24 protein-coding genes, 1 tRNA gene and 1 riboswitch are annotated in these 22,803 nt (G+C 58.8%); of the genes, 5 read left to right on the top strand and 20 right to left on the bottom strand.

Translation table 11 applies throughout. The features are described 5' to 3' along the window. Positions 1-5: 5 nt before the first annotated feature. From ACXAH0_RS02855 to ACXAH0_RS02825, 7 genes are all read right to left on the bottom strand, one after another. Positions 6-1,178, bottom strand: a complete 1,173-nt coding sequence (locus ACXAH0_RS02855; protein ID WP_475188906.1) for an isovaleryl-CoA dehydrogenase — start codon at positions 1,176-1,178, stop codon at positions 6-8. After that, entirely contained in the window at positions 1,175-1,651 is a 477-nt protein-coding gene (locus ACXAH0_RS02850; protein WP_475188904.1) for an N-acetyltransferase family protein, read from the bottom strand. Before ACXAH0_RS02850 ends, ACXAH0_RS02855 begins: the two co-directional genes overlap by 4 nt. A gap of 5 nt (positions 1,652-1,656) precedes the next feature. Further along, positions 1,657-2,100: a PaaI family thioesterase gene (locus ACXAH0_RS02845; protein WP_475189200.1), complete on the bottom strand. Its 444-nt coding sequence runs from the start codon at positions 2,098-2,100 to the stop codon at positions 1,657-1,659. Further along, entirely contained in the window at positions 2,100-2,501 is a 402-nt protein-coding gene (locus tag ACXAH0_RS02840; RefSeq protein WP_475178087.1) for a MerR family transcriptional regulator, read from the bottom strand. Before ACXAH0_RS02840 ends, ACXAH0_RS02845 begins: the two co-directional genes overlap by 1 nt. An 86-nt stretch (positions 2,502-2,587) precedes the next feature. Then, complete coding sequence (locus tag ACXAH0_RS02835; RefSeq protein WP_475188901.1) at positions 2,588-3,211, bottom strand: GH25 family lysozyme; 624 nt, start codon at positions 3,209-3,211, stop codon at positions 2,588-2,590. A gap of 178 nt (positions 3,212-3,389) precedes the next feature. Then, entirely contained in the window at positions 3,390-3,824 is a 435-nt protein-coding gene (locus ACXAH0_RS02830) for a VOC family protein (RefSeq protein ID WP_475188899.1), read from the bottom strand. Between the two features lie 170 nt (positions 3,825-3,994). Further along, on the bottom strand, positions 3,995-4,420 hold the full coding sequence (locus ACXAH0_RS02825; protein ID WP_475178098.1) for an organic hydroperoxide resistance protein: 426 nt from the start codon (positions 4,418-4,420) through the stop codon (positions 3,995-3,997). Between the two features lie 152 nt (positions 4,421-4,572). Between ACXAH0_RS02825 and ACXAH0_RS02820 the strand changes: the two genes are divergently transcribed. Continuing rightward, positions 4,573-5,388: a MarR family winged helix-turn-helix transcriptional regulator gene (locus tag ACXAH0_RS02820; protein ID WP_475188897.1), complete on the top strand. Its 816-nt coding sequence runs from the start codon at positions 4,573-4,575 to the stop codon at positions 5,386-5,388. 98 nt (positions 5,389-5,486) lie between these two features. After that, entirely contained in the window at positions 5,487-5,792 is a 306-nt protein-coding gene (locus ACXAH0_RS02815; RefSeq protein ID WP_475188893.1) for a hypothetical protein, read from the top strand. A 198-nt stretch (positions 5,793-5,990) separates the two neighbouring features. On the opposite strand, the gene mgtE is transcribed toward ACXAH0_RS02815, so the two are convergent. Next, positions 5,991-7,406, bottom strand: a complete 1,416-nt coding sequence (gene mgtE, locus ACXAH0_RS02810) for a magnesium transporter (protein WP_475178105.1) — start codon at positions 7,404-7,406, stop codon at positions 5,991-5,993. Between the two features lie 282 nt (positions 7,407-7,688). Further along, on the bottom strand, positions 7,689-8,027 hold the full coding sequence (locus ACXAH0_RS02805) for a hypothetical protein (protein WP_475188888.1): 339 nt from the start codon (positions 8,025-8,027) through the stop codon (positions 7,689-7,691). A gap of 626 nt (positions 8,028-8,653) precedes the next feature. Between ACXAH0_RS02805 and ACXAH0_RS02800 the strand changes: the two genes are divergently transcribed. Next, complete coding sequence (locus ACXAH0_RS02800; RefSeq protein WP_475188886.1) at positions 8,654-10,132, top strand: RNA-dependent RNA polymerase family protein; 1,479 nt, start codon at positions 8,654-8,656, stop codon at positions 10,130-10,132. 64 nt (positions 10,133-10,196) lie between these two features. Here the strand turns inward: ACXAH0_RS02800 and ACXAH0_RS02795 are convergent. Continuing rightward, positions 10,197-10,283 (bottom strand) — tRNA-Leu (locus tag ACXAH0_RS02795). Positions 10,284-10,426: 143 nt separating this feature from the next. Continuing rightward, complete coding sequence (locus ACXAH0_RS02790) at positions 10,427-10,693, bottom strand: FliM/FliN family flagellar motor switch protein (protein ID WP_475178108.1); 267 nt, start codon at positions 10,691-10,693, stop codon at positions 10,427-10,429. Positions 10,694-10,788: 95 nt separating this feature from the next. On the opposite strand from ACXAH0_RS02790, the gene lipB reads away from it, so the two are divergent. Then, positions 10,789-11,514, top strand: coding sequence for a lipoyl(octanoyl) transferase LipB (gene lipB / locus ACXAH0_RS02785; RefSeq protein WP_475188883.1), 726 nt, complete (start codon positions 10,789-10,791; stop codon positions 11,512-11,514). A 52-nt stretch (positions 11,515-11,566) separates the two neighbouring features. On the opposite strand, the gene ACXAH0_RS02780 is transcribed toward lipB, so the two are convergent. From ACXAH0_RS02780 to ACXAH0_RS02745, 8 genes are all read right to left on the bottom strand, one after another. Further along, positions 11,567-12,439 carry an NAD-dependent epimerase/dehydratase family protein gene (locus ACXAH0_RS02780; RefSeq protein WP_475188881.1) on the bottom strand — a complete coding sequence of 291 codons (873 nt, stop codon included), beginning with the start codon at positions 12,437-12,439 and terminating at the stop codon, positions 11,567-11,569. After that, positions 12,440-13,306 (bottom strand): glycosyltransferase, encoded by an 867-nt coding sequence (locus tag ACXAH0_RS02775; RefSeq protein WP_475188878.1) that lies wholly within the window; start codon positions 13,304-13,306, stop codon positions 12,440-12,442. A gap of 7 nt (positions 13,307-13,313) precedes the next feature. After that, a complete protein-coding gene (locus ACXAH0_RS02770) occupies positions 13,314-14,534 on the bottom strand; it encodes an NAD-dependent epimerase/dehydratase family protein (protein WP_475188876.1) in 1,221 nt (406 codons plus the stop codon). Positions 14,535-14,668: 134 nt separating this feature from the next. Further along, positions 14,669-14,956 carry an acylphosphatase gene (locus tag ACXAH0_RS02765; protein WP_475178129.1) on the bottom strand — a complete coding sequence of 96 codons (288 nt, stop codon included), beginning with the start codon at positions 14,954-14,956 and terminating at the stop codon, positions 14,669-14,671. A gap of 112 nt (positions 14,957-15,068) precedes the next feature. Beyond that, positions 15,069-15,977 carry a DMT family transporter gene (locus tag ACXAH0_RS02760; RefSeq protein ID WP_475178135.1) on the bottom strand — a complete coding sequence of 303 codons (909 nt, stop codon included), beginning with the start codon at positions 15,975-15,977 and terminating at the stop codon, positions 15,069-15,071. 168 nt (positions 15,978-16,145) lie between these two features. After that, a riboswitch (FMN riboswitch) is annotated at positions 16,146-16,298 on the bottom strand. Between the two features lie 51 nt (positions 16,299-16,349). Continuing rightward, positions 16,350-17,003 (bottom strand): HAD family hydrolase, encoded by a 654-nt coding sequence (locus tag ACXAH0_RS02755; RefSeq protein ID WP_475188873.1) that lies wholly within the window; start codon positions 17,001-17,003, stop codon positions 16,350-16,352. A 105-nt stretch (positions 17,004-17,108) separates the two neighbouring features. Beyond that, positions 17,109-18,140 (bottom strand): peptidoglycan-binding domain-containing protein, encoded by a 1,032-nt coding sequence (locus ACXAH0_RS02750; protein ID WP_475188870.1) that lies wholly within the window; start codon positions 18,138-18,140, stop codon positions 17,109-17,111. Positions 18,141-18,375: 235 nt separating this feature from the next. Beyond that, a complete protein-coding gene (locus tag ACXAH0_RS02745; protein WP_475188867.1) occupies positions 18,376-20,388 on the bottom strand; it encodes an acetyl-CoA carboxylase biotin carboxylase subunit in 2,013 nt (670 codons plus the stop codon). Between the two features lie 256 nt (positions 20,389-20,644). Here ACXAH0_RS02745 and ACXAH0_RS02740 point away from each other — a divergent pair, with 256 nt between their 5' ends. Then, positions 20,645-20,959, top strand: a complete 315-nt coding sequence (locus ACXAH0_RS02740) for a hypothetical protein (RefSeq protein WP_475178150.1) — start codon at positions 20,645-20,647, stop codon at positions 20,957-20,959. An 82-nt stretch (positions 20,960-21,041) separates the two neighbouring features. Here the strand turns inward: ACXAH0_RS02740 and ACXAH0_RS02735 are convergent, their stop codons facing one another. Beyond that, the gene (locus ACXAH0_RS02735) at positions 21,042-22,574 is read right to left on the bottom strand and encodes an acyl-CoA carboxylase subunit beta (RefSeq protein WP_475188862.1); all 1,533 of its coding nucleotides are present in this window, start codon (positions 22,572-22,574) and stop codon (positions 21,042-21,044) included. Positions 22,575-22,803 lie beyond the last annotated feature (229 nt).

Here is a 22,803-nt window from a genome sequence, read left to right as displayed (position 1 = left end):
GCGGCTCATGACGTCTTGTTGAAGATCTCCCGGCCGATCAGCATGCGCCGGATTTCAGACGTCCCCGCCCCGATTTCATAAAGCTTGGCATCGCGCAGCAGACGTCCGGTCGGGTATTCGTTGATATAGCCGTTGCCCCCCAGCAGCTGGATCGCATCAAGGGCGCTCTTGGTGGCGTTTTCCGCTGCAAACAAGATCGCCCCGGCCGCGTCTTCACGCGTGGTCTCGCCACGGTCACAGGCCTTGGCCACCGCATAGACATAGGCCTTGGTGGCATTCATGCTCACATACATGTCCGCGACCTTGCCCTGCACCAGCTGGAACGTTCCGATGGGCTGGCCGAACTGTTCGCGCTCATGGACATAGGGAATGACCACATCCATGGCGGCCTGCATGATCCCGATGGCCCCGGCGGCCAGAACCGCCCGCTCATAGTCGAGGCCGGACATGAGCACATTAACGCCCTTTCCGACCTCCCCAAGCACGTTTTCTTCCGGCACTTCGCAGTCCTGAAACACGAGTTCCCCGGTTTCAGACCCGCGCATGCCCAGCTTGTCGAGTTTCTGGGCAACGGAAAATCCTGAAAATCCCCTTTCGACCAGAAACGCCGTGATGCCCTTGGGTCCCGCAGCCGGATCGGTCTTGGCATAGATGATCAATGTGTCCGCGGACGGTCCATTGGTGATCCACATCTTGGAGCCATTAAGCACATAACGGTCGCCCTTTTTCTCGGCCCGCAATTTCATGGAGACCACATCCGACCCGGCCCCCGGTTCGGACATGGCGAGCGCCCCAAGATGCTCGCCTGAAATCAGCTTGCGGAGATAGCGGTTCTTCTGGTCCTCGTTGCCCCAGCGGCGCAGCTGATTGACACAGAGATTGGAATGAGCGCCGTAGCTCAGGCCAATGGATGCGGAGGCCCGGCTGATCTCTTCCATGGCAATGCAATGGTCCAGATAACCTAGGCCCGCTCCGCCCCAGCTTTCCTCCACTGTTATGCCATGAAGGCCAAGCTCGCCCATTTCCGGCCACAGCTCACGGGGGAACCAGTCGTCCCGGTCGATCTTTTCCGCCAGCGGCGCAATCCGGTCCTGGCTGTAGGAGCGGACCGTGTCGCGGATCATGTCCGCGGTGTCATCAAGATCGAAATTGAAAGACGGAAAGTCGTTGCGGATCATGTGATTTCCTCCCAGGGGCCATCCTTGTCCGGACGGTTGTAGCGAATGTCGCCGGTCAGCTCGCCGATGCGGTTGTAAAGCGCCTGCGCGCGTTTGTTGTCCTTATCCGTGTGCCAGTAGACCTTGCCGCTGGCACCCGGCTCGGCATCTGCGGCCGCGTAAACCGCAGCGATCAGCTTGCGGCCTGCACCGCCACCGCGCGCATCCGGGCTCACATAAAGATCTTCCAGATAGCAGCTCTGCCCGCTGGACCAGGTGTTGTCGTGAAACAGGTAATGCACGAAACCGGCAATCCCGTCCGCGCCCTCAATCACCAGAGCCCTGTGGCCTTCTGGAGAGAGCAGGCGTTCAAACAGCTCCTCTGTCACGGCCCCGGGAAGGTCCTGCTCATAAAAGGCAAGATAACCCTGCCAGAGGTCCCGCCAGGCGGCCTGATCCGCACGTGTCAGTGCCCGCACCGAAAGGTCAGTCATTCCATTTAGTCCTTCACACCTGAAACATTGGCCAATGTGAACAGGCCGGTCGCCACATGGACCTGACGTCCCTCGTCCAGCCCGTAGACATCGGCCTTGGCAATGGTCAAGGTCCGGCCAGGCTTGATCACCCGCCCTCTCGCCAGAAGCACGGCCTGGCGGGCCGGATTGAGCAGGTTGATCTTGTATTCGCTGGTCAAGACCCCGCAGCCCGGCGCAAACAGCGTCAGGGCCGCATAGCCGGCAGCGCTGTCGGCAATCGACGAGGTCGCCCCCGCATGGAAAAATCCATGCTGCTGGGTCAGAACATCAGAGCGTTTCAGCTCGATATCGACCCCGCCCGGCGCCAGATGGACCAGCTCGGCACCAAGATGCTGCATGAAGCCCTGAGCGGCAAAACTTGTTCTGACCCTGTGTTCCCACTCCGGGTCTTTGGGGGCAAGATCCATCATTCAGTCTCCACCCGGGCGCGGCTGCGCAATTCCGCCATGCGGGCCCTGGCGCCCTCTTCAACGTCGTCCAGCTCCAGAAGGGTCAGCTCAATGTCCCGCTGCTTTTCCATCAGCTCAGCCCGGCGGAGCGCGATTTTTTCCAGAAACAGCCGCAATTGCCCGCTCTCCCCCGGCGAGCTGGCATACATTTCGATCATTTCCTTGATTTCATTCAAGGAAAAACCCAGCCTCTTGCCCCTGAGAATAAGCTTCAGGCGGGTCCGGTCCCCGGGCGTATAGAGCCGTTGACGGCCACGCCTTTGGGGCGCCAGCAGCTCCTGGGCTTCATAGAAGCGCAAGGTCCGTGTCGTGATGTCAAATTCCTGGGTCAGCTGTGTGATTGTGTAATAGCGCTGCATGCCCGCTCCTCGTTGCGGGAACAGTTCAAGCTTTTTACGTTAAAGTCAATATGTCTGATTTTTATTTTATTTTTCAGCAATTAAGGTCAAGATTTCAGATCCGAAACCGTCACCCCCTCATTGAGCACATTCAGATCGACATAGCCGGAAATGCCGTCCACCATGCCCCGGTCCTGATACTGCCAAAGGGTCCAGGTCCTGGTATAGGCGGGTGAATGCCAGATGGAGCGCGCCCACAGGCGCCGATTGAGCCCCTTCCCCTTCAGATAGACCTGATAAAACTCGTCCGGCGCATAGAAAATGACTTCCTTTCCCCTCGCCTGCTCCACCCGCAGGACAAAGTCTGAAATGTCCTGCAAAACCACCTCCACCGGTGGGCGTTTTGCACAGTTGCCGGTGAATTCCAGATCCAGCACGGGCGCCAGCATGTCCGGGTCGTCCGGCAGGACAGAGAGAAAGTTTTCCGCCTGCTGGCGGCCGGATTTACAGAGGCTGAAATAATGATATGCACCGCGCGCAAGCCCCGCCGCCCCGGCGCCTGCCCAGTTGCGGGCAAAAGCGCCATCCTTGAAGTCTCCCCCCTCGCTGGCCTTCATATAGGCAAAGGAGATATCGCTTTGGGCCACCTTGGACCAGTCGATGTCGCCACGGTGGTGGGACACATCCACGCCGCGAAGGGGAAAATCATCCCTGTCCGGTTCCCAGCTCATGAAGAAATACGCAGCTCCAGCCGCCGAGATAAGGCATCCGACCACACCATAAAACAAAACCCGGAAAACCGCTTGCAAGACATTCATAAGATCACCCACCCTTTTGGGAGGTGTGACTATGCGGCAAAGGTCTTAAAAATCACGATAAGAACGGCTGTGTCTCTGCAGGGCAAACCGCTCACGTCTCGATGGTGTAATTCGGCCAGAGCGGTGCGGCCGCAAGTTCCAGAACATTGCCGTCCGGATCATTGAAATAAAGACTGGTTCCGCCCGCCGGCCAAGTCACTTCGCTGATGAGCGGAATGCCGGCCTCTGTCAGGTAGGCCCGCCAGGGCTCCAGCTGGGAAGCCCGCACCCGGAAGGCGAAATGGCTGTGCCCGGACGTATCATGGCCCGGCACCACCCCGCCCGGCGTGTCCACATCGTCTCCCGTCGCGCCGCGGTGAAACACAAGCAAGGCCTGCGCGGGTCCTGCGTCATAGGCATAGAGCCGGTCTCCCGACACCATACGCTTCAGACCAAGCACGTTTGCATAGAACTCATGGGCCGCGTCCATGTCATCCACATAGACCGCCGTTTCCAGAATGCCATCGATCAGGGGTGGTGTTGCCATGGGCCTCGTCCGTTTTCGGGAATGCAGTTGAACATCCTGCAATCCTTGCCGAATTTCCCCATCCCGTCCATCGCCCACGCGGAAAAGCCGCCCTGCAATCCGGCAAGGCGGCTTGTCACAAAGCGCTCCGCGCAGCGCCGTGGAGGTCTTAACTCGTGGGAAATGCTGCCTCAGGCGACGGTCAACTGCACGTCAATATTGTTCCGGGTCGCATTGGAATAGGGGCAGACCTGATGGGCCTTGGCCACCAGATCTTCAGCCACCGCCCGCTCAACGCCCGGAAGGGACACGTCCAGAGCCACGGCAAGACCGAAGCCGCCTTCCGATCTGGCACCGATGCCCACGGTGGAGGTGATTGAGGTCTCAGCGGGAACCGCCTTCTTTTCCTGAGCGGCAACGAATTTCAGCGCGCCAATGAAACAGGCCGCATATCCGGCAGCAAAGAGTTCTTCCGGGTTATTGCCCGGCCCGCCGGCACCGCCCAGTTCCTTCGGCGTGGACAGGGTCACCTTGAAAGATCCGCTCAAGGTTTCCGCCGTTCCATCCCGGCCGCCGGTGGCCCGGGCGCGGGTTTCATATACAACATCGACTGGCATTTTTTACAGCTCCGTTTTGATCTTGCACCAGGACACCGTTCGCGTCCCGGCTTCAATTTATATCGTGCACGATATATTTTACTCACATAAACCCGCTTCGGTCCGCCGTCAATATGTTGCGACCATATCGCGCGCGACTTATAAAGTGTCTTATGAACGAGACGAGTGACCAGATGTCTCTGCTGGACGCCATCGGATTGTCGGCGCCCGAAGAGACCCCAAACAGGCAGAAGCCCGCCCCGGCCCGCAAGGACAAGGCAAAGACGGTGGCCCCGTCCGCTGCAAAAGGAACTGCGGAAGAGGCTGCTGCCGCCCCTCCCCACAAAGATCCAGCCCCGGAACGCCTGGAAACCGGCACCGCCGCGCCTGAAACAGCCAAGCCTCCAGCCCCCAAAGCCGCTGCCAAATCCGGTGACAATGGAGCGCATGAAACCGCGCGCGCCGGTGCTGAGACCGTTGCCGTCAACACACCGGACGCCGTCATCAGCCCGAACGCCGAAGCGGATGCCGCTGCGTCTGAGCTGGATACCGGAGCACCAGCGTCTCTGGAAGGCTTCCTGTGTTTTGCCCTCTATTCCGCCAACCACGCCATGCACGGCGTCTATAAAGGGCTCTTGAAGGAGATCGGACTCACCTATCCGCAGTTTCTGGCCATGACGGTTCTGTGGGAGACCAACAAAGTGCCGGTTGGCGCGATCACATCGCGGCTGCAGCTGGACACCAACACGCTGACCCCGCTGTTGAAAAGGCTGGAGGCCATGGGCCTGCTCACGCGCACGCGCAACGCCAAGGACGAGCGCCAGGTGATCCTGAAACTCACCCGCAAGGGCCGCGCCCTGCAAAAGAAGACAGAGGACTTTGCCCGCTGCATTTTCTCCGCCACCGGACTGACCATCGAAGAGGTCACGGACCTACAGGCGAAGATCATCACCTTGCGGGACAATCTGCGGACACAGGACGGGCGCTGATCAGCGCCTGTCCCAACCCGAAATTTCTCGCCTAAATTTATTCAAGCCCCGCAGCGGTATGGAACCGGCCATGACGGAACTTGCACAAAAGAGAGCCAATGGCGCGCAAATTTAAGCCGCGCTGCAGACCAGGCTGTCACTTTGATCAATCTGTTCAAACTGCGCGCGAAGCCGCCTATGACGAGGGCTGCGCGGGCGTGAGCGGCCGGGAGGCGTTTGCAAGCTATGGCGCCGTGAGCATGCCTCACATGGACGATATCGGCTGCAGCTTCCCCTATGCGGCCCCGTGCAGGGGAACCTTTCTGAGCGGCGGTGAGGACTGGGATCTGATTGCGCTCGCCACCTATCCAAACCTTGACGCCCTTCAGGCGCTCTTTTCCAACGGAGCCGACCGGAACTCCTAACACCACCGCACTGCCGCCTGTGAACGCCAGAAAGTGTTTGTCTGCGGCGCGTGACCGAACCGCATGCAGAACGGCAGAGGCAACCTGTGCGCAGCTTGAGAATAAATCGCGTTGAATTGGATTTGCCTTTCGCTTTCTGAAATCAAGGATTTCAACGCAAAAGACAATTGGCCTGAAACCCTCGGAATGCGGCGCGCCCTATAGCGGCAGGCCGAACCACAGAGCGGCGATGCCAAGAAAAGCAAAAAAGCCGACCACATCGGTCACCGTGGTCACGAACACGCTGGAGGCAATAGCCGGATCGACGTTCAGCCGGTCCAGAACAATCGGGATCAAAAGCCCTGAAAGCCCGGCAAACAGCATGTTGATGATAATGGCCCCAGCAATCACCACGCCAAGGCCCGGGCTGGAAAACCAGAGCCAGGCGGTGAGACCGATCAGCACCGCCAGCGCCACCCCATTCAGCGCGCTTACCAGAATTTCACGGTTCAGCACCCGCATCATGTTGCGCGCGCTCAATTCCTGGGTGGCAATGCCGCGCACCGCCACTGTCATGGTCTGAGTACCCGCATTCCCGCCCATGGAGGCGACAATCGGCATCAGTACGGCCAGGGCCACCATGGCTTCAATCGTGTCTTCAAAAAGCGCGATCACGACCGAGGCCAGAATGGCAGTCCCCAGATTGACCACCAGCCAGGTCAGGCGCGAGCGGGCAATGGTGACGACGCTGTCGGAAATTTCCTCATCGCCCACCCCGGCCAGGGCGCGCAGGTCCTCTTCTGCCTCTTCCTGAATGACATCGACAATGTCGTCGACGGTGAGAACGCCCACAAGGCGCTCGTTCTCATCCACCACAGCGGAGGACACCAGATTGTAGCGCTCGAACCGGCGGGCCACCTCTTCCTGGTCTTCCGTTGCCAGCACAGCCTGCCGGGTCTCCTCCATGATGGAGGTCACCTTCTCGGCCCGCTTGGTGCGCAGGATCTTGTCCAGATGCACAGAACCCAGCAGCTTGAAGGCCGGATCGACCACATAAATCTCGTAAAAACTGTCCGGCAGATCGCGGGCTTCGCGCATGTAGTCAATGGTCTGGCCCACGGTCCAGAAAGGTGCAACGGCGATGAATTCGCTCTGCATGCGCCGGCCAGCACTGTCTTCGGGATAATCCAGCGCCTTTTTCAGCTGCGCCCGGTCCGCATAAGGCAGCTCTTCCAGGATCGCGGCCTGATCATCCGCATCCAGATCTTCCAGAATATAGACCGCATCATCGGAATCGAGCTCGCCCAGCCCTTCGGCGATCACCTCGTTGGGCAGATCTTCCAGAACCTGCAGGCGGACCGCCTCGTCGGTCTCCGTCAGGGCGGTATAGTCGAATTCTTCGCCAAGCAGCCGGATGAACGCGGCCCGCTCATCGGCGCTCAACGTTTCCAGAAGGTCGCCGGTATCAGCTTCGTGCAGATCCCCGGCCAGCTCTTTCAGCGCAAAGCGGTCCTGCGCCTCAATCGCGGTTTCAATGGCGGCAATAAACGCGGGGTTGAGACGCTCCTCCCCGTCCCGGACGGGGATTTGAGGCCCCGGGACGGCAGTGACGTCAAGCTCGGCTGCGTCCCCCATCCGGTGCCCCCCTTTCAGGTCCATGCCTGCGCCTTCGGCGCCGCAGCACCGGTCTTCAAACCAGAACTATCCCTTACCGGCCCAAAGTGCCACCGCAAATCGGCGGCTGGTCCACAGGGTTGGGAGGCCCGCGCGAGATCACAGGGAAGAAGGCACCACCTTGAGGGCTGCCCTCTTGCGTATTTCCCCTCTGTTTCTTCTCAAAGAAACAGGCTCAGCCTTAAATAACGAGGGTTCGGGGTCGGAGGTCAAGGAGACTTTCGGCCGCAAACTTTCGAAGATTTAGCCAAAAGTGAATGTAAATTGCTTTCCGTTCAAATTGCCTGTCCCGGTTCCTCTTGTGCCGGTTGAAACGAAGCGGAAAGGACCGCTTGAGCCATCATCACAGTTGAACGTGCCTTCGCCATCTCTGCGGGAAACATAAACGAAGGTGCCCGTGCAAACGCGTCCCCGGTTGCTCGTAATTTTCAGAGTTCCGCCGCCATCGATATACCCTGTCGCCTTCCCGGTGAAGGTCTCTGAACCGTCTGTGGACTGTCCCTTTACGTTCAACGTCATCGAACAACCAGCACAGGCAAGCGCCAAAAGACAGATGGAAGTAATTGATTTTAACGAGGTCATGTTGTCTCCTAGATGCACATTGTCACTCCTAACAATGCAAATGGATTCGCTCAATCACCCATGTGATGTGCGCAGACGCATCTACACACAGGCTTGGCCGAACCGCCGCGCGTTCTTCGACGTCCTCTGCCCAACGCTGAACAGGTGCGAGTCCCGCTGGCCGACAGACCGGGAGACACTGTTTGCCCTCGGCATCCGCCGGACGTTGCAATAGAGCTAGTGCAGTTTCGCGCATGACTCTGCTAGTCAAGTCTGACACTGGGCATATTCAAACTGTTCGCACAAGGACAATCTACGGCCGCGAATCATTCTGTTGACTACCCCCTGCAATCACTTGAAATGTTCTACATCCGTTCCTATTGTAAAGACATCGGCGTCAACTGGGCGCCGCAGTCGATCGTTTAAACTGTCAAGGCCTGTTGCCAGGTGATTGCAGATTTCAAGTACCACTATGTGGGCTCCTGTATTTGCACCGGCGACGCGGCTGCGACTTCCGGTAATGTGAATTGCCAGTTGCATGACAATATAAACGACCACGTCGAAAGATGGGCACCACGCAGAACAGCGGGGCCGGAACGCACTAGGGCAAGTGTCCTGCCTGATGTTTCGGCCCCACTCGCGTATGGATGATGGAACCGGATTTCTCTCCGAAAGACGTCAAGCACTATCCGCATTTTGATCGCAGATTGTCGATCAAAGAGGTGAAAGAAATTGTTTCTGACCCTAAGCGGGTGGCGTCAAACAAATTTTACCCATTCATTCTATATCATGAGACTTGGCAACCCTTCCGAACCGCCGACAAAGAACGACCCGAGCCCAAATCACGCCCAATCCGATACGCGGCACGGCGTGACGCCTACATTCTGACGCACTATCGAAGGATCCTTGCTCAAAAGTATGAAGAACGGCTCAATGATTTGGGAATCGAGCATTGCCCAATTGCGTACCGGAAAATCCCCAAGGGTAATGGCGGCGGAAAGTGTAATATCGACTTCGCGAAAGATGCCTTTGAAGAAATCGAAAGACAGGGCGAATGCGTTGCCATCGCACTCGACATAAAGGGTTACTTCGAAAACCTCGACCATGGAAGAATCAAAGAAGTGTGGTGCGATCTGCTTCAAGTCGAACGCCTGCCTCCGGATCACTTCACTGTATTTAAAAACGTGACCCGCTACCACGTTGTCGATCAAAAAGACGTATATCGACGCCTTGGGTTCATTGAGACAGTCGAAGTGAATGGATATCCCCGCGAACGTTACACCATGCTTTTCAAAGACATGCCCATGCAGCTTTGTTCGCCGGCAGAATTTCGCGAGAAGATTTGTGGTGGCGATCCGGACCTCCCCAGCCTGATACGGCCTAACGCAGATGACGACGGCAACCTACTCGACCATGGCGTGCCACAAGGCGCGCCGATTTCCGACCTGATCGCCAATTTCTATCTCCTCGATTTCGATGTCGCATTGAACAAGTACGCGACAGATCGCAGGGGGCGCTACATGCGATACTCAGATGATATTTTGCTGATAGTGCCCGGAGGCATCCGAGAGGCCAATGAAACGGAAGCCTTCGCAGTTGGAGAGATCCGCAAGTATGGCAAGGCATTGGAGATCAAAGAGGCCAAGACGTGCATTGTTTGCTTCAAGCGCAATGCTGATGGTCTGGGCTTCGAGCATGTGCGTGGCCCGCAGGGCAAGAACGGTTTTGAGTATTTGGGTTTTCGCTTTGACGGCAAAAAAGTCTATGTGCGGGACAGCACTATGTCACGGCTATATAGCAAGGTAGCAAAATCGGCTAAAGGAGTGGCGCACGGCTTTGCCAATGCGCACCCGGACATCAGCGCGTCAGAGATCTTGAAGAGCTTTAACTACTCTGACTTCAGCCAGCGTTTTAGCCGTGTACACCCAGACGAGCTTTCGCCTGACGACTATAAGACTTGGACATTTTACAGCTATCTCAAGCGTGCGTCCGAGACTTTTGGCGAACGCGGAACCCCAATTCTGAGACAAGCGCGAAACTTCAAAGCCATAATGAAGGAGCGCATCGCGCGGGCGATGGTCAGGGCGGTGGCTAGACGCGACAAGGTCGGAAAGCCAATTGAATAGCTAGCTTGGAGCAGCTTAAAAAACAAAGGGTTACGCCCGGAAGACGTAACCCTTTGTTTTTGAATGGTGCGGTCGAGAAGACTCGAACTTCCACGGGTTTTACCCCACAGCGACCTCAACGCTGCGCGTCTACCAATTCCGCCACGACCGCATATTCGATTGTTTCCCAGCGCTGTCTGCGTCGAGGCGCCCCATGTAGCAAAAGGTTTTTGGGGGCGCAAGGGCCGAGTGCGCAATAATTCACAGGCCTGCACATCCGGCCGTGTTCTACCGGGTGTTTTTCGCCGGCAAGGCTCAGAGCGGCCCGTCGGTGCGCATTGGGCGCACTTCCGGCCCGCGCAACAGCACTTCGGTTATGGAAATGCCGATCCGCTCGCCCAGAAGCACCACCTGCCCTTTTGCCACCAGAGTGTTGTTGGCGTAGATCTTGACGTCATCATCCTCCGAAACGTCCAGATCGATCACCGCACCGCGGCCCATGCGCAGGAGCTGATGCACCGGCATTTCGGATTCGCCGAGCACAACGGAAATGTCGACTTTGATTTCGTCAAAGGTGGCCATAAGACCTCAAGATCCTTAAATAGGGCGAAACCGCCAGCGCCCCACCATACCACGGCCCGGCAAGCCAGCTCAAAAAACAAAGAACTGTCATCCACATGTCACCTGCCGAAAGAAACACGCTTTCCTTCAGTTTTCAGCCCGAACCGGGCTCCGCCCCTGTCGAGTGGCGCATTTCCGATGATCTGGTCGGCTATGAAACCGCCCTTGAGCAGATGACGCAGCGGGTGGAAAGAATCACTGCAGGCACGGCAAATGAGCTTGTCTGGCTGCTGGAGCACCCGCCGCTTTACACCGCCGGCACCAGCGCCAATGACAGCGATCTGGTTGCCCCGGGCCGGTTTCCCGTCTACCGGACCGGGCGTGGCGGCCAGCACACCTATCACGGCCCCGGCCAGCGGGTGGCCTATGTGATGCTGGATCTGAAACGCCGCCAGCAGGATATCCGCGCCTTTGTCTCCGCGCTGGAGGCCTGGCTGATCAACACGCTCTGGCACTATCATGTGAGAGGCGAGCGCCGGGAAGACCGGGTTGGTGTGTGGGTTGCGCGCCCGGAGCGCGGCGCCTCGGCCGAAGACAAGATTGCTGCCATCGGCATCCGCTTGCGCAAATGGGTCACGTTTCACGGCATCAGCTTCAATGTCGATCCGGACCTGGAGCATTTTTCCGGCATTGTGCCTTGCGGGGTGACAGAACACGGGGTGACCAGCCTTGTGGATCTTGGTCTGCCGGTGACCATGGCGGAAAACGATACCGTGCTCCGGGCGGAATTTGAGAAAATCTTCGGCCCCGTTGAGACCGAAGGCGCGCCTGACACCGTTTGACCCGCTCTATACCAAAGGCAATTGATGATGACCTATTTGACCGCGCTTGGTGTTACAGCGCCCGGGCGCACGCTTCCACGAAACCATTCAGCTTTTCCGAGCCCCCCGGCCGCCAGCCAAGAGCTTCCAGCCTGGCTGTCTCCATGACGGAGGGCCGCCGGGCGCTGGACGCCTCAGGCAATGGTCCGCCCCGGCCGCAGGCGGTTTGAAGACGCCCGAGCAGATCCCGACGGTCAACAAGAAGATCGGACGCATTATATATTTCAAAGGACTCCCCGCCCCTGCGGCCTGAAAGAAGCAGCGACACGGCAGCCGCCAGATCCTCCCCATGAAGTTCCGTACCGCAGCGCGGCGCGACCGGTCTGCCCGACAGAAACTCCTCGAAGAGACCGGTCCATTTGTGGTCCATGCGGCCCGGAACGGCGCCATAAAGCCCTGTGGGGCGCAGCACCGTGCCGAAGAACCCCGGTCCGCACAAGCTCTTCAAGGCGTCCTCGCCGGTCTTTTTGACAAGACCATAATGGGTGTCCGGCTGAACCGGATCACTTTCCCGCAGCACCTCGCCCTGCCGGTGGTCGCCATAAATGGCACGGCTGGACAGGAACACCACATGGCGCAGACCTGCGGCTCTGGCGGCCTGAAACAGCCTCTCTGTCCCCGCCCCGTTCAACGCGTGAAACCGCTCCGGATCGGCTCCCTCGCCGCCCCGGTATTTGCCCCGCTCATGATGGAAGGCCGCATGGACCAGCACCTCGGCACCGGGCAGAACCGGCGCGGGCCCGGCCAGATCAAACGGGAAAAAGGCGGCCGGGTTCTGCTGCAAAGGCGTACGGCCCAGCGCTGTCACATCATGGCCATCGGCAAGCAATCTATGGGTCAGAAACCGGCCTGCAATGCCACTTGCCCCTGTGACCAGCACCTGCATTTACGAGGCTTTCACCGCCGCAGCCTCCAGCGGGCCGGGCAAGCGGCCCAGATCCACCGGCAGATCCCCGCCACTGGCAAAACGCTGCCACAGATCTATCAGCGGCCTGAGGCGGTCCGCCTTGTCGTGGCCCGCCTGCCAGGGTTTTTCATACTGGTAGTGGAGAATATGGATCTGGCGCCAGTCCCACAGCTCCGGCAGGTTGAACCAGACATATTGCAGCATGTTGTAAAAGACCGGCAGCCCGTGCCAACCGGGAAAATAATGCTCCAAAAACGTCTGGTCGGTTCGCCGCCAGAACGCGTCCGGCTGGTCCAGCCTGGCCAGCATGGCCTCAAACGTGGCCGCATCCGGGCGAGCGGTGAAAACACCGCTGTTCAGCCGGTGAAAGTCGGAAAGACTCTCATAGACATTCGGTGCGGCGCAAAAGTCCGGATAGGCAAACAACCTGTCGCAGTTTTGCAGCACCAGCGCATCCGCATCGATGAAGACCACCCGTTCATAGTCTTTCAGCTGCCACAGGCGCAGCTTGACGAAATTGTCGAGCGGTGTGTGAAAAACCGGCTTGCCGCCCTTGGTGAAGGGTGCGGTCGCGTGCAGACGCCCGCGCTCGTGGCGCTCGTTAAATGCGTCTGACGTTGGCAGCCGATCGCATATGCCAATACGGGGGCGCAGGTCTTCCAGCATCGTCAGATCGTAAACCGCCACTCCAGGAGTTGCCAGCACCACAAGATCCGCTTCCGTGCAGCTCACGCGCAGCGACTGCAGCAGAGCCGCCGCGCCGAGCACATAGTCCTTGTTGGTCACCAGCGTCACATAGGCCGCTTTCGAGCGGGCCGGCCGGTCAAAATCAGGTCCTGACAGCATGGCGCCCTCAGGAGGCCGATTTCAGGCGCGGATGTTCAGGGTCATGCTCGATCTCTTCGGCAATCTCCCTGGTCCAGGCGGACACGGCGGGCACCCGGCTGCGGTCCACCCGATAGGCAAAGGCCCTGGCCACGTCCACCACTTCGCTCAACAGCCCGTCTGCCAGTTTGATCGGCTCAAGGCCAAGCTCCAGGAATTGCCGGTTCTCCACCACGAGGTCGTTTTCCGCCGCTTCCTTGCGTGGATTGGGGAGATAGGCAACCTTCGCGCCGGTGAGCCGGGAGATCAATTCGGCCAGATCCCGCACCCGGTGGGTTTCGGTCATCTGATTGAACACCTTGACCCGACTGCCCGGCTTGGGGGCGTTGTTCAGTGCCAGCTCGATGCAGCGTACGGAATCCTGAATATGGATAAAGGCCCGTGTCTGACCGCCGGTTCCATGCACGGTGAGCGGATAGCCGATGGCCGCCTGAATCAGGAAGCGGTTCAGCACGGTGCCGTAATCACCGTCATAGTCAAACCGGTTGATCAGCTGTTTGTGACGGCGGGTTTGCTCCGTATGGGTGCCCCAGACAATGCCCTGATGCAGATCGGTGATCCGCAGTCCGTCATTCTTGGCGTAAAACTGGAACAGCAATTGATCGAGGCACTTGGTCATGTGGTAGATCGAGCCGGGATTGGCCGGATACAGGATCTCCTGGGGGGCCTTCGCACCGCTCAACGTTTCCACATCAACGCTCAAGTACCCCTCAGGAATGGCCGCACCAACACTGGAATAACCATAGACCCCCATGGTGCCCAGATGCACCAGATGGGCATCCAGCCCCAGTTCCACCATGGCATTCAGCAGGTGATGGGTCGCATTCACATTGTTGTTGACGGTGTAATTCTTGTGCTGGTCCGATTTCATCGAATAGGGCGCCGCCCGCTGTTCGGCGAAATGGATGATGGCGTCGGGGCGGTGCTCCGCGAGCCAGGCCTTGAAGACCTCGTAATCAGTGGCAATGTCGATCAAATGGAAATGGATGGTGTTGCCGGTCTCCTGTTTCCAGATCCGTGTGCGTTCCTGGATCGAATCCATCGGCGTTAGCGACTGAACACCGAGTTCCGCGTCAATCCACCGGCGGCTGAGATTGTCGATCACATGAATGTCGTGGCCCTTGTCCGACAGGTGCAAGGATGTGGGCCAGCCGACAAATCCGTCTCCGCCCAGTATCGCAATCTTCACGGTCCGTCTCCTCCGTCAGGCAAATGCTAAAATCTGATTGTTTCACAAGTGAGATCAGATCATTGCGATATTTCCGTGACAGTTCAACGCCGAAAGCCGGAATTGATACACAAGACAGAAAAGGATCGGAGACACTACGAGGTTTCCCGGACCTCAAACCCGCCGCCCGGACGGGACACCGGCTCCAGATCCCGCACGGCGGTGACCCGGGCGAATCTCGGCCCGCTCCAGACCACGTCCAGCATGTCCGAGACATTGTCCTGGGTTCCGGAAAAGACCGCTTCCACAGCACCCGTTTGCAGGTTTCGCACCCAGCCCGCCAGATCCCGCGCCGCCGCCGCCTCCGCGCACCACGCCCGGTAGCCGACGCCCTGAACGCGGCCTTCGATCAGAACATGGACGGTCAGCAGGTCAGTGGACATGGGCAACTCCTTGGCAAGGATCTGGAAGGCTATGGCTGCAGGACAAAGTCGCGTGCCCCTCACCTTATCCCAGCCTCAGCCAGGATGCCTCCCCTTTGCCCCAACTTTGTGGTCAGGCTGCGACCGCTTTTTGGCGGCCGCGCCTTTGTTCATCCACCATCACAAAGAGCGATGCTCCGGCGATCACCAGAGCCCCGGGCCAGAAAGCCCCGGACGGGGCAAAGCCGAAGGCCAGAAACCCGACCGCGATGTTGAATGGCAGCTTCAAGTGATCAAAGGGCTGCACAAAGGCCGCATCCGCAGTCTGGTAGGCCAGGGTCAGCAGAAAATTGGCAATGCCGGTCAGAACGCCTGCGCCAATCAGCAGCCAGAGGACCGGGCCCGCTGCCAGGGCTATGCCGCCTTCGCCAAACGCCAGCAGCGCGTTGACCGGCGTCAGGAGCAACAACAGATAGACGGTAATCGTGTCAGCTTGCTCGGTTTCAGTCAGCTTCTTGGTCACCAGCGACGTACCCGCCCAGAAGGCGGCAGCCCCAAGCGGCAGTGCCGCGCCCCAGTGGAACCCGGCCGACCAGGGCGCCAGAATGACCATTCCGCCGGAAAAACCGGCCAGGGTCGCCAGCCAGCGCACAAGGCCGACCCGCTCCCCAAAAAACAGCTTTGCCCCAATGATCACGAAGAAGGGCGATGTCATGACCAGCGCAATAGCCTGCCAGATTTCCACCCGGGCCAGACCGGCCACCCACATCTGAATGCCGATGACCGCCAGAAGACCGCGCAGGAGATGCCAGCCAAGCTGGTGCGTCTTGAGGGCGCTGAAGCCGCGCCGGAGCACAAAGGGCAGCGCAGCCACAAGGCCAAGGCCATATTGCCAGAATGCGGCAGAGGTGGACGGCACGCCCAATTGCATGGTCGAGGCCTGCAGGGCCCCGTTCACAAGCGCAAAACAGATGCCGGCCCCAACCATTGCCAAGGCCCCCAGCAAGGATTTTTGGGAAGTAAAAGAAGTGTCTGCGGCCATGGCCTATGTCCCGTCCCGTTGAACCAGTCCAGAACAGTCTCTAAAAGACACGCGCCTGCTGGCCCCACTTGAAAGGACCACAGTCAAGTTCTCTCTCATCCGGACTTTGGGCCGCTCCTGTCTCCAGAACCTGCCACCTGCCGCCTCTCGTCAAAAGACCTGCTGTCGCGAGGTCTTTTTTCAGAAGGACTGGCATGAACCGTCGGCTCCGGCCTTTCACCGGATCTGCTGACCCCTGGCAGATATCTTCCAGGGCGCTCGCGGGCTCCAGGCTTCCCTGATACCGCCGGTGGGGAGTTTCACCCCGCCCCGAGAACTGTTCTCTCGGTGGCATATCTAGAAAACTTCCTCGCCGTTCGCAACGAAAAACGACTAAATTTTCAGTATCGCTGAAATTTCCATCGGTGTCTCAACGATCAGAGCCGGCTCTTGCGCCGAGAGTTCCTCCCGGCTGCCATAGCCCCAAAGCACACCAACTCCTGGAACCGAATTGGCGTTGGCCCCGATAAGGTCATGTTTGCGGTCGCCGATCATGAGGGTCTCAGACGCTGCCAGGCCCTGCTCATCCAGAATATGACGGATCAGCTCGGCCTTGGCTGAGCGCTCACCGCTCAGTTCCGAGCCATAGACCTTGCCAAAATGCGGCCTCAAGCCGAAATGATCGACAATCTTGCCCGCGTAGGCATGGGGCTTGGAGGTGCACACGTGAAGGTCAAGCCCGGCTGCGCGCAAAGCCTCCAGGCATTCGGGGATCCCGTCAATCAGCGTGTTCTCAAAGAGCCCCGTTGCCGTGTAGCGTTCCCGGTAGAACCCCACGGCCCTGTCCTGAACCGCCCGGTCCTGTGTCTTCAGCAGCACGGCAAAGCTGTCCCAGAGCGGCGGGCCGATGCACCAGCGCAGCTCCGCAGCCTCTGGAACGGCCGCGCCCATCTTGCCAAGCGCATATTGAATAGACCGCGTGATCCCCTCAAAAGGGTCTGTCAGGGTGCCGTCAAGATCGAAGAGAACTGTTTTTAAGGATGTCATTGCAGGTCCATGCGGGAAGGTGTGCCTGTTTTGCCTAGCACAGCCCTGCCCTTGCAAAAACCTTGAAGTGACTTGGTCTGAGCGTGATGGATCAGAGCCTCAACCTCAATGGGGATAAATGAGTTCGTTTGCCAGCAGGCCAGCAACATTGGCGACATTGGGGTCCTTGAGACGCAGATCCTTGGAAATCTGCAACAGGCAGCTGCGGGCAATCTGCTGCGGACTGTTCACGCCCATGAACATCTGAAGCGCCTTGTGCATTTCCTCTTTGGAGCACCCGGCCTTGCGCGCCTCATCGGCGCACATTTTTTCCATGGCATTCCAGGCCGATTTCCAGCCTTCACGCCAGCATTTTTCCATGTCTTCCGGCTTTTGCCGCCATTCCGGTGGTTTGGACTTGTTGCGCGCAATCAGGGTCTGGCATCCAACTGGCTTGACACCGCCATGGACCCAATAGGCTGTCGCGTAGGCAGCCCCGACGGCCCCATAAATGCGGGATCCCGTCTGCATGGATTTTCCCAGCACTTTCAAAAAGCCATAAAACATGACAAAGGGCGCCGCCATGCTCAAAACCGCTCCCATGACCCAAAGCGGACTGTTGGCAGCGGCGAACACGAGCCCGCCCCGCACTGCCTTGAAAAAGAGACGGCCATAGCTGCCGGCCTTTTCGGCGCTGGTGGGGCCTCCAGGGTGGTTGCCTTTCAGCACCTCGCCAAGAACCTTTCGCATGGCCTTTTCTTCCCCTTCGGACATGCCGAACTCGTCCTTCAGGTCTTCGATGATCTCGTCAATCACATCATCGCTCTGGCTTCCGCCGCCGGACGGCTTGTCTGGAATGAAAGGCTGGATCGACGCCTGCGCCCAGATGCTTTCTGAGGCCGGATCATTCAGGGCGGCGATTGTTTTTGCTGCCGGGTCAACCCGGCCGTCTGGCCAGCGGAAGTGCAGCACCGAATGCTGAAAGTCACGGATCATACCCCGTGTCTTGGGACCGGACTTGCCGTCGACCGCCAGCGGCACTCTGGGCGCATGCATCAAATCATTCAGCCGCTGTTGAACCGTACGCACGTCGAAGGGATCGTTTTTGCCGCTCCTGCCAACAGACCCGCTGATTCCAATTGATGAATAAATAGGCATCGTTTTTCTTTCAATGTGTTGCCAGCAAATGCGCCGCAGCCCGAACGGCACTTGCGTCATCTATAATAATAATCACCAAAAAAATGTGATCTAGACAACATATTCAGTCAATAATCTGTCTGACGACTTTACTTTCCTAAAGACACTCTCCGTCCAAACGTCACCAAACAAAAAAGCTCCGGCCGCAAGACCGGAGCTCTTCGCTTTCAACGCGGTATCCTGCAGGCAATGCCGCTCAGGAAAACTCCATGATCACGGCATCCACCGCGAGACTGTCGCCGGGGGCGGCCTTGATCGCGGTGACCGTGCAGTCCCGTTCCGCCCGCAAGACGTTTTCCATTTTCATGGCCTCGACCACCGCCAGCTGTTCCCCGGCCTTGACCTCCTGCCCTTCTTCCACGGCGATGGAGACCACAAGGCCCGGCATCGGGCAAAGCAGCATTTTTGAAGTGTCCGGCGGCAATTTTTCCGGCATGAGCCTGTCCAGCTCGGCCACGCGCGGGCTCAGCACCCTGGCCACAACCGAATAGCCCTGCCAGTCCAGCCGGTAGCCGCCGGTGACCGGGCGCACCTGAACCGTCACGCTCTGATCCCCGACCCGGCCTGACCACAGCACATCGCCGGGGCTCCACTCGGAGCTTACGGTCAAAACCGGCCCGCCGCCAAGGGCCACATCCATCTCCACCGGGGTTCCGGGATATCCGGCGGCGAGACGGATCGGCACATAGGCCTTGTCCAGCTTGACCACCCAGTCTTCGCGCACCGCCCCCGAATGGGGCCGCAAACGGCCGGGCAGATGATCAAGGCGTTCCTTTTCCAGCGCGCCCATGGACAGGCTGACCGCCGCCAGCACGTTCAGCGCCTCCTGATCCGGCTCGGCCGGGGAAAACCCGTCCGGATATTCATCAGCAATGAAACTGGTGGCCAGATCCCCGGCGCGCCAGCGTGGATGGTTCATGAGGGCGGTCAGGAAGGGCACATTGTGCTGGATGCCATCCACATAAAACGCGTCCAGCGCTTCGCTCATCGCCGCAATCGCCTGATCCCGGCTGGGGGCGTGGGTGATCAGCTTGGCGATCATCGGATCGTAGAACATGGAGATTTCCGAGCCTTCCACGACACCGGTATCGTTGCGGATCGTCACCCCATCGCCGGATTGCTCTTCCGGCGGCTGATAGCGTACCAGACGGCCAATGGAGGGCAGGAAGTTGCGGTACGGATCTTCCGCATAGATCCGGCTTTCCACCGACCAGCCCGACAAGGTCACATCCTTCTGGGCCAGGTCCAGCTGTTCACCCGCCGCAACGCGGATCATCTGCTCCACCAGATCGACACCCGTGACCAGTTCGGTCACCGGGTGCTCCACCTGAAGGCGGGTGTTCATTTCAAGAAAGAAGAAGCTCTTGTCCTGCCCGGCGACAAATTCCACCGTCCCCGCGCTGTCATAATCCACCGCCTTGGCCAGGGCGACCGCCTGCTCGCCCATCTTGCGGCGGGTCTCCTCGTCCAGAAGCGGCGATGGCGCCTCTTCGATCACCTTCTGGTTCCGCCGCTGGATCGAACATTCCCGCTCGCCCAGATAGATGGCATTGCCGTGTTTGTCGCCCAGAACCTGGATTTCGATATGGCGCGGGTTCTCAATGAACTTCTCGATGAAGACCCGGTCATCGCCAAAGGAAGAGGCAGCTTCCGATTTGGAGCGGTCATAGCCGTCGCGCACTTCCGCCGCCGTCCAGGCAATGCGCATGCCCTTGCCGCCGCCGCCCGCGGAGGCCTTGATCATGACTGGATAGCCGATCTCTTCGGCAATCTGCACCGCATGGTCCGGCGTTTCAATCACGCCCAGATAGCCCGGAACCGTGCTGACCTTGGCCTCATTGGCGAATTTCTTGGATTCGATCTTGTCGCCCATGGCCTCAATCGCCCGCGGATTGGGCCCGATCCAGACAATGCCTTCCCTGGCAAGGGCCTCGGGGAAACTGGCCCGTTCCGACAGAAAACCATAGCCCGGATGAACCGCCTCGGCTCCCGTCTCTTTGCAGGCGGCGATGATCTTGTCCGCAACCAGATAGGACTCAGCCGCAGCGGCCGGGCCGATAGGCACCGCCTCGTCTGCCATCTCCACATGAAGCGCATCCCGGTCGGCATCGGAATAGACGGCCACCGTCTTGATGCCCATACGGCGGGCCGTCTTCATGACACGGCAGGCAATTTCGCCCCGGTTGGCGACAAGAATTTTTGAAAACATGTTTTCCACCCGACTGGATCGTTTTTTCGTTTGTAGGCGGCCCTTTGAACCGGCGCAACTTATCCAAAGGGCGAGAGGTGAAAGGACACAGAACGGCCCCTTCTCTCTCAAGACCTGACGCTGGAGCATCAATGCGGTAAATGCGATAATCTGTTGCCGCCATCACAGTGTGGTCACGTCCAGCGGTGCACATTGGGAAAGTGAAAGGCCCTGTTCCATTCACCGCCGGATCAACCGGACAAAAAGGGAGACCGAGATGCGCCTGCCCCGTTCCGCCGCTTTCAGCGCGGCGCTTGCCAGCCTGATGATTGCCACAGCGGCCGAAGCCCGCCCGGACCTGCGCCAGATGACCTGCAAACAGGCCCAAAACATGGTGCGCCAGCATGGTGCCGTGGTCTTCACCACCGGCCAGCATACCTATTCCATGTTCGTGTCCAACCGGAGCTATTGCGACTACAATCAGGAACTCTTTGTGCAATACGGCCCGACCCGGGACACCCGCAAATGCCCTGTTGCCTATGAATGCAAGGAGCCCCTCTTTCCACGCGGCGGCTTCAACCGCTGGGATTGAGGGTTTCCGGACGCCCCCCCAAAGAGGCCGGATCCGGGGACCGGCCTCTTGCCCCTTCAACCCAGCTCGCTTTCCGCGCAGGTCAAAGCGGAATGTTGTCGTGTTTCTTCCAAGGCATATCGGCCTGTTTGGAGCGGAGCAGCGCCAGAGCCTTGGCCACCCTGCGGCGGGTGGAATGCGGGCGAATGACGTCATCAATATAGCCGCGCTCTGCCGCCACAAACGGGTTGGCGAACCGGTCTTCATATTCCTTTGTGCGCCTGGTGATCTTGTCAGCATCCCCCAACTCGGACCGGTAGAGGATTTCCACCGCCCCCTTTGCCCCCATGACGGCGATTTCCGCCGTCGGCCAGGCGTAGTTGATGTCACCGCGAATGTGTTTTGAGCTCATCACATCATAGGCGCCGCCATAGGCCTTGCGGGTGATGACGGTGATTTTCGGCACCGTGGCCTCCGCATAGGCAAAAAGAAGCTTGGCCCCATGCTTGATCAGACCGCCATATTCCTGGGAGATGCCCGGCAAAAACCCCGGAACATCCACAAAGGTCACGATCGGAATGTTGAAGCAATCGCAGAAGCGGACAAACCGGGCGGCCTTGCGGCTGGCGTCGGAATCCAGAACTCCCGCCAGAACCATGGGCTGGTTGGCGACAATGCCCACCGTGCGCCCTTCCATGCGGCCGAACCCCGTTAAGATGTTGCCTGCAAAGTTTTTCTGGATCTCGAAGAAATCCCCTTCATCCAGGGTCTTCAGAACCAGCTCGCGCATGTCATACGGTTTGTTCGGATTGTCCGGGATCAGCGTGTCGAGGCTGGTGTCGATCCGCTCCGGATCATCATAATTGGTCAATTCCGGCAGATCCGCCTGATTGTTCATCGGCAGGAAATCGATCAGCCGGCGCATCTCCTGCAACGCTTCCACATCATTGTCGAAGCCGCCGTCGGCAATGGAAGATTTGGTCGTATGGACCGACGCGCCCCCCAGTTCTTCCGCCGTCACGGTTTCATTGGTGACCGTCTTCACCACATCCGGACCGGTGACAAACATATAGGACGTGTCGCGCACCATGAAGATGAAATCGGTCATGGCCGGAGAATAGACATCCCCACCGGCGCAAGGGCCCATGATGAGCGAAATCTGCGGAATGACGCCGGAGGCCAGCACATTGCGCTGGAACACTTCGCCATACCCGCCCAGCGCGGCCACACCTTCCTGAATGCGGGCGCCACCGGCATCAAACAGGCCAATGACAGGTGCTCGGTTTTGAAGGGCCATATCCTGAAGTTTGGTGATTTTTTCAGCATGGGTCTCTGAAAGAGACCCGCCGAACACCGTGAAATCCTTTGAGAAGACATAAATGGTGCGGCCATTGACCGTGCCCCAGCCGGTGACAACGCCATCGCCCGGAATATGCTGCTCTTCCATACCGAATTCGGTACAGCGGTGCTGCTTGAACATGTCGAATTCTTCAAAGGAGCCTTCATCCAGAAGCACCTCGATCCGTTCGCGCGCCGTCAGCTTGCCCTTGGCATGCTGGGCATCGATCCGCCGCTGACCGCCCCCAAGGCGTGCCGTTGCGCGGCGCTGTTCCAATTCGGCCAGAACGTCTTTCATCCGGTCCTCCCAATGCTCGTTTCCCTTGGCCGTACCATGATCGCAAAAGAAGGCAAAGTCAGCACATGGGCTTAAGGTCCTTCCGTAAGGACCTTGCTGAACCGACCGCGCGCCCTTGCACAGAAGACCGGCCTTCCAGCCATTCAGAATGCAGCTACGGCAGTTTCAGGCACACCCACCAGACGATTTGCACAAATACTAGGCAACTCAGCCGCGATATTGTTCTTTG

It is taken from the genome of Roseibium sp. AWQ4_290 (genome assembly GCF_056160985.1).
The sequence above is the reverse complement of the archived record's forward strand: the minus strand, read 5'-3'. Positions and strand labels throughout refer to the sequence as shown.

Coding starts and splice junctions, on each gene's coding strand:
- ACXAH0_RS02760 (WP_475178135.1), bottom strand. CDS start 15,977: ATGGCCGCAGACACTTCTTTTACTTCCCAAAAATCCTTGCTGGGGGCC.
- ACXAH0_RS02740 (WP_475178150.1), top strand. CDS start 20,645: ATGCGCCTGCCCCGTTCCGCCGCTTTCAGCGCGGCGCTTGCCAGCCTG.
- ACXAH0_RS02805 (WP_475188888.1), bottom strand. CDS start 8,027: ATGACCTCGTTAAAATCAATTACTTCCATCTGTCTTTTGGCGCTTGCC.
- ACXAH0_RS02750 (WP_475188870.1), bottom strand. CDS start 18,140: ATGCCTATTTATTCATCAATTGGAATCAGCGGGTCTGTTGGCAGGAGC.
- ACXAH0_RS02830 (WP_475188899.1), bottom strand. CDS start 3,824: ATGGCAACACCACCCCTGATCGATGGCATTCTGGAAACGGCGGTCTAT.
- mgtE (WP_475178105.1), bottom strand. CDS start 7,406: ATGGGGGACGCAGCCGAGCTTGACGTCACTGCCGTCCCGGGGCCTCAA.
- ACXAH0_RS02755 (WP_475188873.1), bottom strand. CDS start 17,003: ATGACATCCTTAAAAACAGTTCTCTTCGATCTTGACGGCACCCTGACA.
- ACXAH0_RS02835 (WP_475188901.1), bottom strand. CDS start 3,211: ATGAGCTGGGAACCGGACAGGGATGATTTTCCCCTTCGCGGCGTGGAT.
- ACXAH0_RS02780 (WP_475188881.1), bottom strand. CDS start 12,439: ATGCAGGTGCTGGTCACAGGGGCAAGTGGCATTGCAGGCCGGTTTCTG.
- ACXAH0_RS02800 (WP_475188886.1), top strand. CDS start 8,654: ATGATGGAACCGGATTTCTCTCCGAAAGACGTCAAGCACTATCCGCAT.
- ACXAH0_RS02765 (WP_475178129.1), bottom strand. CDS start 14,956: ATGTCCACTGACCTGCTGACCGTCCATGTTCTGATCGAAGGCCGCGTT.
- lipB (WP_475188883.1), top strand. CDS start 10,789: ATGTCACCTGCCGAAAGAAACACGCTTTCCTTCAGTTTTCAGCCCGAA.
- ACXAH0_RS02775 (WP_475188878.1), bottom strand. CDS start 13,306: ATGCTGTCAGGACCTGATTTTGACCGGCCGGCCCGCTCGAAAGCGGCC.
- ACXAH0_RS02845 (WP_475189200.1), bottom strand. CDS start 2,100: ATGGATCTTGCCCCCAAAGACCCGGAGTGGGAACACAGGGTCAGAACA.
- ACXAH0_RS02745 (WP_475188867.1), bottom strand. CDS start 20,388: ATGTTTTCAAAAATTCTTGTCGCCAACCGGGGCGAAATTGCCTGCCGT.
- ACXAH0_RS02735 (WP_475188862.1), bottom strand. CDS start 22,574: ATGAAAGACGTTCTGGCCGAATTGGAACAGCGCCGCGCAACGGCACGC.
- ACXAH0_RS02790 (WP_475178108.1), bottom strand. CDS start 10,693: ATGGCCACCTTTGACGAAATCAAAGTCGACATTTCCGTTGTGCTCGGC.
- ACXAH0_RS02855 (WP_475188906.1), bottom strand. CDS start 1,178: ATGATCCGCAACGACTTTCCGTCTTTCAATTTCGATCTTGATGACACC.
- ACXAH0_RS02840 (WP_475178087.1), bottom strand. CDS start 2,501: ATGCAGCGCTATTACACAATCACACAGCTGACCCAGGAATTTGACATC.
- ACXAH0_RS02850 (WP_475188904.1), bottom strand. CDS start 1,651: ATGACTGACCTTTCGGTGCGGGCACTGACACGTGCGGATCAGGCCGCC.
- ACXAH0_RS02825 (WP_475178098.1), bottom strand. CDS start 4,420: ATGCCAGTCGATGTTGTATATGAAACCCGCGCCCGGGCCACCGGCGGC.
- ACXAH0_RS02820 (WP_475188897.1), top strand. CDS start 4,573: ATGAACGAGACGAGTGACCAGATGTCTCTGCTGGACGCCATCGGATTG.
- ACXAH0_RS02815 (WP_475188893.1), top strand. CDS start 5,487: ATGGCGCGCAAATTTAAGCCGCGCTGCAGACCAGGCTGTCACTTTGAT.